General features: G+C 43.7%; 15 protein-coding genes and 1 tRNA gene. 9 read left to right on the top strand and 7 right to left on the bottom strand.

Features of this window, described 5'->3' with window-relative positions; genetic code table 11:
- The 3 genes from BDI_RS00895 to BDI_RS00885 all read right to left on the bottom strand — a co-directional run bounded on the left by BDI_RS00895 (position 1) and on the right by BDI_RS00885 (position 3,544).
- Entirely contained in the window at positions 1–1,365 is a 1,365-nt protein-coding gene (locus BDI_RS00895; RefSeq protein WP_005861558.1) for a tetratricopeptide repeat protein, read from the bottom strand.
- 84 nt (positions 1,366–1,449) lie between these two features.
- Positions 1,450–2,730 (bottom strand): membrane protein, encoded by a 1,281-nt coding sequence (locus BDI_RS00890; protein WP_005861556.1) that lies wholly within the window; start codon positions 2,728–2,730, stop codon positions 1,450–1,452.
- Positions 2,717–3,544, bottom strand: a complete 828-nt coding sequence (locus BDI_RS00885) for a type III pantothenate kinase (RefSeq protein WP_005861554.1) — start codon at positions 3,542–3,544, stop codon at positions 2,717–2,719. Before BDI_RS00885 ends, BDI_RS00890 begins: the two co-directional genes overlap by 14 nt.
- Before the next feature lie 36 nt (positions 3,545–3,580).
- On the opposite strand from BDI_RS00885, the gene BDI_RS00880 reads away from it, so the two are divergent.
- The 9 genes from BDI_RS00880 (at position 3,581) to BDI_RS00840 (ending at position 10,970) form a co-directional block, all read left to right on the top strand.
- On the top strand, positions 3,581–4,627 hold the full coding sequence (locus BDI_RS00880) for a DUF2776 domain-containing protein (RefSeq protein ID WP_011965920.1): 1,047 nt from the start codon (positions 3,581–3,583) through the stop codon (positions 4,625–4,627).
- Positions 4,628–4,970: 343 nt separating this feature from the next.
- Positions 4,971–5,044: transfer RNA gene (locus tag BDI_RS00875), tRNA-Thr, on the top strand.
- A 128-nt stretch (positions 5,045–5,172) separates the two neighbouring features.
- Positions 5,173–5,703: a DUF4199 domain-containing protein gene (locus BDI_RS00870; protein ID WP_011965919.1), complete on the top strand. Its 531-nt coding sequence runs from the start codon at positions 5,173–5,175 to the stop codon at positions 5,701–5,703.
- A gap of 21 nt (positions 5,704–5,724) precedes the next feature.
- Entirely contained in the window at positions 5,725–6,675 is a 951-nt protein-coding gene (locus BDI_RS00865) for a glycosyltransferase family 2 protein (RefSeq protein WP_005861546.1), read from the top strand.
- Positions 6,672–7,193 (top strand): nitroreductase family protein, encoded by a 522-nt coding sequence (locus BDI_RS00860; RefSeq protein ID WP_008774126.1) that lies wholly within the window; start codon positions 6,672–6,674, stop codon positions 7,191–7,193. Before BDI_RS00865 ends, BDI_RS00860 begins: the two co-directional genes overlap by 4 nt.
- 1 nt (position 7,194) lies before the next feature.
- Entirely contained in the window at positions 7,195–7,761 is a 567-nt protein-coding gene (locus tag BDI_RS00855; protein ID WP_008780773.1) for a manganese efflux pump MntP, read from the top strand.
- Between the two features lie 44 nt (positions 7,762–7,805).
- Entirely contained in the window at positions 7,806–9,530 is a 1,725-nt protein-coding gene (gene ilvD / locus BDI_RS00850; RefSeq protein WP_011965918.1) for a dihydroxy-acid dehydratase, read from the top strand.
- A 22-nt stretch (positions 9,531–9,552) separates the two neighbouring features.
- A complete protein-coding gene (locus BDI_RS00845) occupies positions 9,553–10,584 on the top strand; it encodes an FAD:protein FMN transferase (protein ID WP_011965917.1) in 1,032 nt (343 codons plus the stop codon).
- A gap of 8 nt (positions 10,585–10,592) precedes the next feature.
- Positions 10,593–10,970, top strand: coding sequence for a hypothetical protein (locus BDI_RS00840; protein ID WP_005865798.1), 378 nt, complete (start codon positions 10,593–10,595; stop codon positions 10,968–10,970).
- Between the two features lie 2 nt (positions 10,971–10,972).
- On the opposite strand, the gene BDI_RS00835 is transcribed toward BDI_RS00840, so the two are convergent.
- Genes BDI_RS00835 through BDI_RS00820 form a run of 4 tightly spaced genes read right to left on the bottom strand, consistent with a single transcriptional unit; the run spans position 10,973 to position 13,430 of the window.
- Positions 10,973–11,554: a Maf-like protein gene (locus tag BDI_RS00835; protein WP_005861534.1), complete on the bottom strand. Its 582-nt coding sequence runs from the start codon at positions 11,552–11,554 to the stop codon at positions 10,973–10,975.
- A gap of 37 nt (positions 11,555–11,591) precedes the next feature.
- On the bottom strand, positions 11,592–12,113 hold the full coding sequence (locus BDI_RS00830; RefSeq protein ID WP_005865795.1) for a KdsC family phosphatase: 522 nt from the start codon (positions 12,111–12,113) through the stop codon (positions 11,592–11,594).
- Complete coding sequence (locus BDI_RS00825; RefSeq protein WP_011965916.1) at positions 12,106–12,873, bottom strand: Rossmann-like and DUF2520 domain-containing protein; 768 nt, start codon at positions 12,871–12,873, stop codon at positions 12,106–12,108. The genes BDI_RS00830 and BDI_RS00825 overlap by 8 nt, the downstream gene beginning before the upstream one ends.
- A complete protein-coding gene (locus BDI_RS00820; RefSeq protein WP_041525532.1) occupies positions 12,870–13,430 on the bottom strand; it encodes a nitroreductase family protein in 561 nt (186 codons plus the stop codon). Before BDI_RS00820 ends, BDI_RS00825 begins: the two co-directional genes overlap by 4 nt.
- Between the last annotated feature and the right edge of the window lie 5 nt (positions 13,431–13,435).

The raw sequence follows: 13,435 nt of genomic DNA, 5'->3' as shown, positions 1-13,435 counted from the left end.
TTACCGAATCGTTGTACGCTCTCCGATCCAACCACCGACAGTGAAAGGTTTGCCCTTCTCCAAATCCGGGTGCATGAAGATCTCCTCCGTAGAAGGAAGGTGAGCACGATAAGATGATATCAAAGTATTAGCCTCTTCAGCAACACTCGGATCTACCTGTTTCGCTTTCTCAAATTTATCGATAGCGGCATTATAAGCAGCTCTTGCCAACACTCCATCATTCGGGAAGACAGATTTAGAAGTAGCGGCATACATCTTGCCGATCAATAAATAAGCATTACCATAGTTTGGATTTACCTCCAAAGCTTTCTGGCAATATTGTCTAGCCTTCGAATAAGCATTTTGCTCAAACAGCAACAATGCGATCATATAATAATCATCAGCTTTTGAAGTCGCGTCCGTTTCTAAATTCGCGGCCTCATCAAAGTATTTAATAGCCGTATCATAATCCTTTATCTTAACGGCTTTCTTTCCTAGCCCAACAGCTGCCTCGGCACTAGGTTCTTGACGATAAGCATAGTCTGATGCCAAAAAGTAAGCCTCGATTTCTTGGCAACCTGTTCTTCTCAACAAAGATATAGTCTCTTTCAAATAAGGTAAGTTATCCTTATTCTCCTCGATCTTAGCAGCATACAAATTCTGCAAAGTCTCGCAATCGGCAGCACCACTATTTGCAAAGGCATTATCAACACCACTCTTATATGCGGTCAAGGCATTCACTTCTTTTTGATTGTTTGCAGCCTGCGCAGCTTTTAACTGAGCATCCAAGCCAGCAGAAACCTTCAAATAATCTTGAATATACTGCTCTTTGAAGTTCGGATCGTTAAGCATTTTCTTCATAGAAGAGAAACTAAACAAGGAGAGACCTAGAGCCTCCGTATCAGCACCTTTCTCATCAACGATCTCCTTCAACCAAGTATAGGCCTGATTATAGTCGGCATTATCGCCTGTTTGCGCTAAATAATCTTGCACTTTTCGAGCAACGATCCAGTCTTTTCCATACCGGCGATCATTTCCAAAATATTTCACACGCTTGTCGTAAACCCCCATCAAATCATCAATAAGAGCATTCTTCTTAGCGGGATCTTTCTCTTGGGCGATCTTCCAGCCCATAATTTTCACACCGTACAAATAGATATCTTTTGTAGCGGCAGGACACTCATCGTACACGATCTTCCAGAAATCATAGGCATCTTTGAAGTTTCCGGCTTTCGCGTAAGGAACGAACAAGCTGATATTGGTAATACAACGCACGCTATCCTCACCGGAACCGAACTGTGTACCATTATCTACTCCTTTCTGCGCATAAGCACCCAATGTACCCATAGTACATCCAAGCGCTAGTAATAAAACTTTGATCTTCATATCTCTTTCTATTAAAGTTAGCTATAAATTTATATTCCTTCAAAAAAGTATCATACTCATTAGACCCTTTCGGCCATTCCCGGTTTAATCCACTTTTCGTTTAAAAAACCATAATTCGTTAAATGTATAGTTCACCGTAAACCGGAAATACTGCTCATCAATCATTGTACGTAATTCCGGACGGATCTTCACGTATTCAAATGACAGGTTCACTAATGAACGGTTATCGATCAATGGAAGCCCAAAACCGATACTCGCCCCATATTCATTATAACCATGTCCTTTATAACCATTCTCCTCGGAGCGACTGACTCTTAAGTACGAATTGCTATAATGAAAACCGGCACGGTATCTGATACGTCCCAGATAATTACGATTATCATAACGAGGAATAAATTCGGCACCAGCCGCTACACGTGTACGATTCTTGAATTGACCTTTCTCGTTATCAAAATAAGCGTTCGCCCAGTCCTCATATAAGAAGTCCGCAGCTAACGTCAACCGGTTCTCCTTCACATAAGAGATACCCGCTCCATAAGAGTTTGGCATATCAAACCGATAATTCTTAATTGTATCGTTCCTTGTATATCCGGATGTAGCCGAAGAACCGACAAGTTGAGTATCATACACAGTCGTATTCAGCTTTTTCCCAGGAGAATAAACGAAACCTACCGTGACATGCTCCGTCTTGCTCAAAGGATGCGTATATTGAATACCAAAATCTAACTTTAAATCACGAATCTCATAACGTTGGTTTCTATACACATCGTCCGCCCCTGTCGAACTCGGGAAAATCAAGTTGCGGGAATGTGTTATATTTCCAAATAAAAATCCGGCGTTCAAACCAATGGAAAGACGCTTCTTCCAAATATCATAGGAGAGCCCTAAATAGGCATCGCTTAAGCCACCTTCGCCACTAAAGCTTTCTCCCCAACTTAAACCGCCCTCAGTACGGCTCTCGCCGAAATCATATCCTACATATGAATAAGGTAATAAACCAATACTCATCGCTAAACGCCGGGTGATCGGAAATTGCATAGCGATATACTCCACGTTTCCATTCATCTGTCGTTGCTTATTCGTACCGTCATAGAACCAAGACACCTGACCGGACGCACCAAAATCAAAAAGGAATGTCAACGAATCCATACAACTATAAGATGCTGGATTTAATGGATTTATCTGTTTAGAGGACCTTAATCCATAACCGACTCCACCCATCGCCCTTCCGGCACCAAAAGATCGATCCGCCAACTCTCCATATCCAAATCGCGTATAAGGCGAGTTCGTGTTATTTTGAGCCCACAATGGCAATTGTGTAAAGATAAGAAAACTTATTATTACTACCTTATTAATTTTCAACATTATACTCTAAGATTCTGTTTAATCCTGTCAACACTAAATTAATGTCTGCAAAGATGGAGTTTTTTAGCCGTCTTTCAAAATAAAACGAATGACCGCCTGTTAAAAAAACCAAAAGATCCGGATATTTTACTTTCAGCTCGTCAATATATCCGTCCATCTCGTAAACAATCCCATTCACCACACCCGCTTGGATAGCCGTTTCCGTACTTCTCCCGATAAGCGGTATATCATCCTCTTCCGTTACCAAAGGCAGTTTCTTCGTAAAATGGTTCAACGCTCGAAAACGGGTTGTCATCCCCGGAGAGATATTCCCTCCCAGAAAGATACCCGGCGCTTCTATCACCTCATACGTGATAGCGGTACCGGCATCGATAACCAGCAGATTTTTTCCCGGCCGCAAATAATTCGCCCCCACGACAGCGGCCAAACGGTCCTTGCCTAGCGTTTTCGGCGTCCCATATTCCACCTTGATCGGTAAAGCTACATGTTCATCCAGAAAGACAAAACGCTGAAGCTTATTTTTTAGATAAGCGATCAACTCATCGTCCGTATCTATCACCGTCGATAAAATGCCTTGCGTAAAAGCGTACTTCTCAAAAAGAGCAGCGACCACAGATACACCGAATTGCTTGTATACAAAAGAAGCCTCTATATGCCCATTTTTATACACAGCGACCTTTGATGACGTGTTACCTTGTTCTATAATAAGATTCACTTCTCTGATATTTTCCGCAAAGAAAAACAAAAATGATGAAATAACACGCAAAAACATCGTATAACCTCTAAAATTCTTCTTGAACAAAAAGGATCGCATCTCTGTTTGAAGAAAAATCTAAATAAAAAACAAGTTATGAATTACGGGATTAGTGTCTTATTCAGGGCGATTCCATTGCTAATGGCCCTCTTTTGTTTCGGTTATGGATTTTTTGTCTTTAACTATGGAGTGGACTCCAGCAGATTCGTCGCCGGACCTGTCGTATTCTCTCTTGGCTTTATTTGTATAGCTTTGTTCGCTACGGCAGCGACCATTATTCGTCAAATTATCCATACATATGATAATGTAGCCAGATTCGCTTTGCCTATCCTTGGATATCTCTCGGCAACCATCACTTTTCTGGCGGGCTTTATCTTACTCATGTCCTCACCGGCGCCAGCAGACTTTGTCGCAGGCCATGTCATTTGCGGGGTGGGCCTTATAACCGCATGCGTAGCGACAACGGCTACCGCCTCTACCCGATTCACCTTAATACAAATGAACGCCAAAAGCGACGATCCCAGAATACCGGATAAAGCGTTCAACTTTTGGCAAGGGTTATTCTTGATCCTTGTAGCATCTCTTATATCCATAGTCGCATGGATTTGGGCTTACCGGTTGCTAGCGCATAGCGAGGAGCATTCCCAATACTTCGTCGCCGGGCACGTGATGGCCGGACTAGCATGTATTTGCACTAGCTTAATCGCTTTAGTCGCCACGATCGCCCGACAAATAAGAAACACATATTCCCGATTGGAAAAAAGGCTATGGCACCGTTTTGTCATCCTGATGGGATCTATCAGTCTGATATGGGGTCTCTTCGTATTAGGAGATAGCGACCCGGCTAATGCCTCAACCGGATATATCATGATCGGCCTTGGATTAGTTTGCTATAGTATCTCCAGCAAGGTGATCTTGCTGTCTAAAATATGGAGGGAAGAATTCAAGCTTGCCAACCGGATTCCATTAATTCCTATATTCACGGCTTTATTCTGCCTTTTCCTCTCCGCTTTCCTTTTCGAGATGGCGGCCGAGCATAGTTATTATGCCATTCCCGCACGGGTATTGGCCGGACTGGGAGCGATCTGCTTTACGTTGTTCTCCATCGTCAGCATATTGGAAAGCGGAACCTCTTCCAAGTAAACTGTTTTTTCATCGTGATGAAAATACTTTTTCTTCATGGTGAAAATACTTTTTCTTCATGATGAAAATATTTTTGCCTCACAATGAAAAAATCAACATTCTTTGATAAACCATCGGCCACAACACATAAAACATTCTTTAACACAACCAAAAGCATAAGGTTTTCAATTCTTTATAAACAATTATCATCCCAAGAGTAAGAAAACGCTTGCAAAGTAAAAAATAATATCTACTTTTGCACCCGGGTAAGTCCTACACGGCATGCTCCCTCGGAATCCCCCAGGGCTTGACCGCAGCAAGGGTACTTGGTCGTAGCGGCGCGATGTAGTAAGCTTACCCACCTGCCTCTTTAGCTCAGTTGGCCAGAGCACGTGATTTGTAATCTCGGGGTCGTTGGTTCGAATCCGACAAGAGGCTCAGATAAGACACATCTTAAAGAAGGAAGCTTATAAATAGGCTTCCTTTTTCGCATTTTAGGCATAATATAGTTGCGCATTTGCATTAATATATTAATTTTGCTGATAAGAATTCAAAACTGCAGCATCATGGAAGAGAATAAGAATTTACTTTTAAAAGGCGCTATGACTTATGGTTTGGCCATGGGTATATATTGGGTAGTGAAATACATCTTTTTCATCTTCAGCGTTTCCGTCCCCTCCTTAAGTCTTGTCTATTGGCTATTGACGCTCGCCGTCCCTTTCATCGCCTACTACATGACGAAAAGATATCGGCACGACATCGGTGGAAGGATCAGTTTCTTTCATGCATGGAGATTCGGCACGATGTTGTATTTTTTCGCCGCATTGATCGTCTCGCTTGAATACTTTGTCTTTTATCAGTTCATCGCCTCGCCTGATTTCGTGGCAAATGCGATCGGGCAATTAACGACTGTACTAAAGGATAGCCAAGTCAGCTCGGAGATGATCGACTCGCTCAGCAAGATTCGTATCTCGCCAATCCACATGGCCATACAAGGAATATTTAATAACGTATTTTACGGCATCATACTTTCTATACCGGTAGCGGCTCTCTTGTGCAGGAACAATTCGACAGGTTCCATCACTGAAAACCGCTAAAAAGTTAATTACAGACAAATAATGGACATATCAGTTGTTATCCCGTTGTATAACGAAGCCGAGTCTTTACCCGAGTTATTCTCGTGGATAGAGCGGGTGATGAAAGAACATAATTATACCTATGAAGTCATTTTCGTGAATGACGGCAGTACGGATAATTCTTGGGAAGTGATCGAGGAGTTGAAGCAACGTTCTCCACACGTCCGGGGAATCAAGTTCCGTCGCAACTACGGTAAGTCGCCGGGATTGCATTGCGGATTCCAACGGGCTAAAGGTGACGTGGTCATTACCATGGACGCCGATCTGCAGGACAGCCCGGATGAGATACCCGAACTTTACCGGATGATCACCGAAGACGGGTACGATCTGGTATCCGGCTGGAAAAAGAAAAGATATGACCCGTTGTCTAAGACGATCCCCACGAAATTATTCAACGCGACAGCTCGTAAATTCTCGGGAATAAAGAACTTACACGATTTCAATTGCGGATTGAAAGCGTATAAGAATGTTGTCATTAAAAATATAGAGGTGTATAACGATATGCACCGTTACATACCTTATTTAGCTAAGATTGCCGGATTTCACAAGATTGGCGAGAAAGTAGTGAAACATCAAGCCCGCAAGTACGGAACTACTAAATTCGGGTTGGATCGCTTCGTGAACGGTTATCTTGATTTGATCACGCTTTGGTTTACTTCCAAATTCGGAAAGAAACCGATGCACTTCTTCGGTTTATGGGGAAGCGCTATGTTCTTCATTGGTTTTATCGCTCTAGTAATCGTACTCAGCATGAAATTGATCTCGATGTACTCTGGAGATCTAAGACCTTTGGTTACAAGTTCCCCTTATTTCTATATTTCATTGACAGCGATGATTCTGGGAACCCAGATGTTCCTAGCGGGCTTTATCGGGGAGTTGATTTCCCGCAATTCTCCGAATCGCAATAACTATAAAATAGAGGATGAGATATGAGTTTCCTAGAATTAGCGAGAAAACGTTGTTCTATCCGAAAGTATGCCCCCAAAAACGTAGAGCAAGAAAAGATTGATTATATCCTAGAAGCAGCTCGTTTGGCCCCTTCGGCGGTAAATTATCAACCTTGGTATTTTGTATGGGTTCAAAGTGCGGAAGGAAAAGCTAAATTACAAGAATGCTATCCCCGGGAATGGTTCAAGCAAGCGCCTTATTACTTGATCGTTTGCGGAGATCATCAGCAATCTTGGAAACGGGGCGATCATAAGGATCATATGGATATCGATACGGCTATCGCTACGGAACACATTTGTTTAGCCGCTGCCGAACAAGGATTGGGAACTTGTTGGGTTTGCAATTTCGACACGGAACTTTGCCGTAAACATTTTAAAATTCCGGAAACGATCGAGCCTGTTGTATTGATACCGTTCGGCTATCCTTCCGACCCGGCATTATTCGATGAGACTCCAAAGAGACGTAAGCCCATAGAAGAAATTATTAAACGGGAATCATTCTAGTATGTTATACATTGAAGTTCTGCTACTAGCGATCGGCTTATCCATGGATAGCCTAGCAGTATCAGTTACCGGCGGCGCAGTTCTTAAGAACAACTGCACCGCCGGTAATATTATTAAGATAGCGAGCGTGCTCGGTATATTCCAAGCCGGAATGACCGTGATTGGTTATACGATGGGATTAGGATTCGAAAAATACATTTGCGCCTTCGATCATTGGATCGCATTTACCCTCTTGCTTTACTTAGGTGGAAAAATGATATACGATAGCACGAAGGAAGAGGAGGAAGACGGGAAATTCGATCCTCTATGTAACCGGACATTATGCGGATTGGGAATAGCGACAAGTATCGATGCCCTCGCCGTAGGAATCTCTCTGGCGATCTTAAAATCACCACTCTTGCTGCAAGCCTCGACTATCGGTGTTGTCACCTTCGCTATCTCTGCCTTCGGTGTCTATTTCGGTAACCGATTCGGCAAGAGAATCGACTTGAAGCTGGACCTCATCGGAGGTTTAATCTTAATCGGTATCGGTACAAAAATTTTAATAGAGCATTTATTCTTTAGCTAGGGATACCTTATTGAATAAATAACCTTATACATTAATTAATAGACATGAAAAGCCAGCAATTACGAAAACTAGCGCCGGAGCTGGATTCACTCCGGCTAGGCAGCGGTTGGAAAATCGACGAATTGAGTAAACCGCAAATCATTGTAGAAAGCAGTTACGGACATAGCCATCCGGGAAGCGCCCATCTGGATAAATTGGTGGACGAGGCCGGAATCGGTATAAAGGAAAAGGGGGGACGTGCCGCAAACTACTTCGTCACTGATATTTGTGATGGAGAGGCGCAGGGACACGATGGTATGAACTACTCATTAGTCTCCCGTGATATCATGGCCGCCATGATGGAGATTCATGTAAAAGCGACTCCTTTCGACGCTGGTGTCTTTATAGCCAGTTGCGACAAATCCGTCCCTGCGCATTTGATGGCGATAGCCCGGCTAGATATGCCTGCTATATTCATGCCCGGTGGTATAATGAAAGCCGGTCCCAACCTACTCACGTTAGAACAAATCGGTACCTATAGCGCCCAATACGAGCGAAAAGAAATAACGGAAGAACAATTCATGGTTTATAAGCGTGACGCATGTCCGGATTGTGGAGCTTGCTCTTTCATGGGTACCGCCTCTACGATGCAAGTAATGGCAGAAGCGCTTGGCATCGCTTTACCGGGCTCCGCCTTGATCCCCGCCCATTTACCCGAGTTAAAAGAAACCGCCCGTAAAGCCGGAGAACATGCACTCGGACTGGCGAAAGAAGAGTTAAAACCCTCCGATATCATGACGATACAAGCGTTTGAAAATGCGATCATGGTACATGCCGCCATAGCGGGTTCCAGCAACAGCCTGCTTCATCTTCCAGCTATCGCCCATGAACTGGGAATCCAGTTATCACCGGATTTGTTCGACAAGATACATCGTAAGATCCCCTACCTTTTAAATATACGTCCCAGCGGTTTTTGGCCCGGCGAATATTTCTGGTATGCGGGAGGCGTACCGGCGATCATGAAAGAAATCAAGGAATTCCTCCATCTCGATGTCAAGACCGTTACCGGCAGAACATTGGGAGAAAACTTAAAAGATTTACAACTCAACGGCTTCTATGAGAATTGCCATAAATATCTTCCTGCCCTAGGAGTAAAGGTTGGCGATATTATCAAACCTCTTCATACACCGATCAAGGCACAAGGAGCCATCGCTATATTGAAAGGAAATTTAGCGCCCGAAGGGGCAGTCGTAAAACATTCGGCGATTTCACCCCGCTTGATGCAAGTCACCCTGAAAGCGAGGGTATTCGATTGTGAGGAGAACGCTATTGAGGCGGTATTACAAAAGAAAATCCATCCGGGAGAAGCGGTATTTATCCGTTATGAAGGACCGAAAGGAAGTGGAATGCCAGAAATGTTTTATACGACAGAAGCGATCGCCTCCGATCCTGAGTTGGTAGAGACCATCGCATTGATCACCGACGGTCGTTTCTCCGGAGCGACCCGAGGCCCGGCGATCGGACATGTATCCCCGGAGGCTTCCGAGGGGGGACCAATCGCCTTGGTCGAGAACGATGACTTGATCCGTATCGATATTCCAGCGAGAACATTGGATATAATCGGTACCGACAGTATTGAGAGAAGCGTGGAAGAGATAGAAAAGATCCTATCCGAAAGGCGTGCACATTGGATAAAATCAGAGTCACAATATAAAAAAGGAATCCTTGATATTTATACACACAATAGCGTCTCCCCCATGAAAGGGGCATATATGGAATTTTTTATGTAAGTTCGCGACATAAAATTTCATAATGATGCGCAAGAATATTACCATATTAGTCAGCCTGTTGATCTTATCGCTTACGGCTTGCTCGGACAAGGGCCAATATTTCGAAGAGAGTGGTTCTGTTTTTCATACAAGTTACCACATCAAATACAAGGCCAAGCAAATCCTAACCGATAAGATCGACAGCGAGCTGCAACGTTTTAACCTCTCCTTAAATCCTTTCAACCCCAACTCCACGATCGCGAAAGTCAATAATAACGAGGATGTGGAGGTAGACGAATGGTTTACCGAAGTATTCAATAAGGCGGAAGAAATCTCCCAAAAATCAGGAGGAGCTTTTGATATTACTTGTGCTCCATTAATTAATCTATGGGGATTCGGATTCAGTAAGATGGATAGCGTAACCCCGCAGATGATCGATAGCATAAAGGCTTTCGTCGGTTATCAAAAAGTAAGATTGGAAGGAAAGAAAATCATCAAAGAAGATCCCCGGATTCTATTGAATTGTTCGTCCATCGCAAAAGGTTATGCTTGCGATGTCATCGCCCGCCTGCTGGAAAAGGAAGGCGTAAAGAACTACATGGTAGAAATAGGTGGTGAGGTTACCATGAAAGGCGTAAATCAACAAGGTGACTGTTGGCGAGTCGGCATCAACAAGCCGGAAATAGGGACAAGTGGCGTAACAAATGATGTTGAAGAGATCGTACAATTATGCCAAAAAGGGGGGGTGGCTACTTCTGGTGACTACCGAAACTTCTACATCAAGGATGGTAAGAAATATGCCCATACGATCAATCCAGCGACCGGTTATCCCGCTGGACAAAATATCCTTAGCGCGACAATCGTGGCGGAAGATTGTATGACAGCAGACGCTTACGCTACGACTTTCATGGTTTTGGGAGTCGAGAAAGCGAAGCTACTGGCACAATCCATCCCCCAAATAGAGTATTTCATTATTTATGCGGACAACAACGGACAACAGAAAGTCACCTACTCAAAAGGTATGTTGGAATACCTTCCTAACAGAAAAACATTGGCTATCCTCGAAAATCCTTAAGTTCCTACATGAAGCGTTATCTAAATCAACTTGAATGCAAAATACTGAGAGCCGGAGATTCCCTGTTTAATACCACAACCACGGATAACCTATTAATCTTCGTATTTTCGGGAAAACTTATTATTTACAGCCAAGAAGGGACACATATAGCGGAAGTGGCAAAAGATCATTTCATGCTACTTGCGCAAAACACCAATCATAAGGTTATAGCCTCAGCCCCTACCCGCCTTATCTTAATACATGCGGGCAGTCTATCCGACATGATCATAAATGACCCGGAATGGAATGTGGAGAAACCGGTCGTCTTACCGATTCCCCCAGCCTTAGCGCACACATTAAATCAGATAGAATATTATATGAAGGATAAATACTTTACCTTGAATTGAGATTAAAAATGTTTCAATTCCTGATAAAGCTTTTGCACAGGTAATCCCATCACGTTATAAAAGCTACCATTGATAGCCTCTACCCCGATATAACCGATCCACTCCTGAATGCCATACCCTCCCGCTTTATCATAAGGTTTATATTTATCCAAATAATAATTAATCTCTTCATCACCCAATTTAGCGAAACAAACCGCAGATTCGACGGAAAAGCCTACATTTTTGTCCTTCGTCATGATACAAACACCGGTTATTACCTGATGTACATGATCCGACAAAGCATGAAGCATAGCATAAGCTTCCTCTCGATTCGCAGGCTTTCCCATAACCCCGTCAAACGTCCAAACGATCGTATCTGCCGTGATTAGCAATTCATCATCCGCCATAGTCGGTTTATAGGCCTCCGCTTTCGAACGGGCAATATATAAAGGGATCTCCATGGAGTCAATAGAATCCGGGTAAGACTCGTCAATATCCGAAATTACCCTCACCTCGAAGTCGATATCCAGACCAGATAACAAATTCCGTCGTCTCGGAGAATTAGAGGCTAAGACGATCTTGTACTTTTTTAAATTCTCTAACATAACCTATTCGATTAAGCGTTACACATTCACCAAAATTTTACCACCCAAAAGCCTCCTCGCCGAACCAGTGTCCTTGCGCCCGCATCGTTTGCTCGATCACGTCCCTAGCTACGCCTTCGCCACCTCGCCGGGAGGATATATATTTCGCTATCTCCTTGATCTCCGGAGCCGCATCCGCAGGTGCCACCGGCAATCCAACTCGCGTCATTACCTCATAATCAGGAATATCATCACCCGCATACATGATTTGCTCAGGAGACAAGCCCGTTTTTTCCATAAAATCCTTAAAGTCATGCACCTTTACAGCGCTACGCATATAAATATGTTGTATTCCTAAACGAGAAAAGCGAATCTGTACGGCTTCCGTATATCCGCCCGTAATTATAGCGACCTCATAACCTTTCTTCACGGCCAATTGCAAGGCATAGCCATCCTTGATATTGACCGTACGCATCGGATCGCCATTCGGGTGAAGCGGAATCACATCGCAGGATAGCACCCCGTCTACATCAAAGACAAAAGCCTTTATTTTTCTCAAATCATAGTTTATACTACTCATGTCGAGCCTCCTTATGTATACTTCGGCTAATCAGCTCATATAGATTTCGCATATCCGGATCTTTAAGCATAGCCATATGTTTGTTTATCACATTTTCGTCATATCGTATAGCTGGTCCCGTTTGGGCCCGCGCCGGCGACATTACATGTACCTTAGCGGCTGTCTCGTCTATCAAAGGTAGCAAGACCTCTCCCGGTATTTGCTGTTCTTCCAAGATCTTTTCAGCTAGCGCATACATATGATTCGTAAAATTACAAGCGAAAACCGCCGCTAAATGTAAGTTCTTTCGCTTCTCGGAGGAGAGGAAACGGACATCACAGGAGAGCGCCCTAGCCACCTCTCCCAGCACCTTCTCATCTTCAGACGAGTTCGCCTCTAAAAAGAACGGTATTTTCTTGAAATCCACCTCCCTACTCTTACTAAACGTTTGTAACGGATAAACCACCCCATATCTAGCCGTAAGACCTTCAAATACAGAGATAGGCATACTCCCTGCCGTATGCACCCACAAACCGTTATTCGGTTTTACACGGGCGATAACATCTTGGAGCACGGCATCTTTCAAAGAGAAAACATACAAGTCGGCATCTTCCACAATCTCTTCCGGGATCACGGTCCACCCACATCCCAATTCATCAGCTAAAATCTTAGCATGCTCACTTGTGTGACTATATACTTGCCCGATACTCATTCCAGACTTACGCATTTCCAACGAAAGCCGGGTAGCTAAGTTTCCGGCACCAACAAATACGACTCTCATTCTCCCGTCTCTTTATTTTCTTCCGGAAGAGAGAACTTTCCTATATGTATCTTCTCCCATTGTAAATGGGATTCATCAAAAGGCTTACGAACCTGATCCTTATAACCGATACCAATGATAGACAAGACATCCAATTGATAAGGGATATCCAGCAACGAACGAACATAATTATTCGAATCCTCCTCGTCCTCTGTTACCCGGTTCCGGATCTGACACCAGCAACTGCCCAATCCCAAATCCTCTGTTTGCAATTGCATATAAATAGAAGCGACCGAAGCGTCCTCGATCCAAACATCGCTTTCCATCACATTCGCCAAGACAACCACGGCCAAGGCACAACCCTCCAGAAAAGCGGAACCATTTTTCTTACACCCGGCAAGTTTCTTCAACATTTCCTTATCTTCCACGACCACGAACTGCCAAGGATTACTACGTTTTGAGGCCGGAGCCATCAACGCCGCCTTCAAGATCAGTTCTACCTGCTCGGGTGAAAGTAGTTGTTCGGTAAACTTACGTGTACTTCTTCTATTTTGTATAAGTGTTGCAAAACTCTCCATTTTTT

This window comes from Parabacteroides distasonis ATCC 8503 (genome assembly GCF_000012845.1).
In the GTDB taxonomy this organism is placed as follows: domain Bacteria; phylum Bacteroidota; class Bacteroidia; order Bacteroidales; family Tannerellaceae; genus Parabacteroides; species Parabacteroides distasonis.
Note: the sequence above shows the minus strand (reverse complement) of the source record. Positions and strands in the feature narration are given on the sequence as shown.

Bases quoted from the DNA above. Each gene is read 5' to 3' on its own strand.
- ilvD (WP_011965918.1), top strand. From the start codon at position 7,806: ATGAAAAGCCAGCAATTACGAAAACTAGCGCCGGAGCTGGATTCACTC.
- BDI_RS00865 (WP_005861546.1), top strand. From the start codon at position 5,725: ATGGACATATCAGTTGTTATCCCGTTGTATAACGAAGCCGAGTCTTTA.
- BDI_RS00870 (WP_011965919.1), top strand. From the start codon at position 5,173: ATGGAAGAGAATAAGAATTTACTTTTAAAAGGCGCTATGACTTATGGT.
- BDI_RS00885 (WP_005861554.1), bottom strand. From the start codon at position 3,544: ATGCGATCCTTTTTGTTCAAGAAGAATTTTAGAGGTTATACGATGTTT.
- BDI_RS00890 (WP_005861556.1), bottom strand. From the start codon at position 2,730: ATGTTGAAAATTAATAAGGTAGTAATAATAAGTTTTCTTATCTTTACA.
- BDI_RS00825 (WP_011965916.1), bottom strand. From the start codon at position 12,873: ATGAGAGTCGTATTTGTTGGTGCCGGAAACTTAGCTACCCGGCTTTCG.
- BDI_RS00840 (WP_005865798.1), top strand. From the start codon at position 10,593: ATGAAGCGTTATCTAAATCAACTTGAATGCAAAATACTGAGAGCCGGA.
- BDI_RS00835 (WP_005861534.1), bottom strand. From the start codon at position 11,554: ATGTTAGAGAATTTAAAAAAGTACAAGATCGTCTTAGCCTCTAATTCT.
- BDI_RS00895 (WP_005861558.1), bottom strand. From the start codon at position 1,365: ATGAAGATCAAAGTTTTATTACTAGCGCTTGGATGTACTATGGGTACA.
- BDI_RS00860 (WP_008774126.1), top strand. From the start codon at position 6,672: ATGAGTTTCCTAGAATTAGCGAGAAAACGTTGTTCTATCCGAAAGTAT.
- BDI_RS00880 (WP_011965920.1), top strand. From the start codon at position 3,581: ATGAATTACGGGATTAGTGTCTTATTCAGGGCGATTCCATTGCTAATG.
- BDI_RS00855 (WP_008780773.1), top strand. From the start codon at position 7,195: ATGTTATACATTGAAGTTCTGCTACTAGCGATCGGCTTATCCATGGAT.
- BDI_RS00820 (WP_041525532.1), bottom strand. From the start codon at position 13,430: ATGGAGAGTTTTGCAACACTTATACAAAATAGAAGAAGTACACGTAAG.
- BDI_RS00845 (WP_011965917.1), top strand. From the start codon at position 9,553: ATGATGCGCAAGAATATTACCATATTAGTCAGCCTGTTGATCTTATCG.
- BDI_RS00830 (WP_005865795.1), bottom strand. From the start codon at position 12,113: ATGAGTAGTATAAACTATGATTTGAGAAAAATAAAGGCTTTTGTCTTT.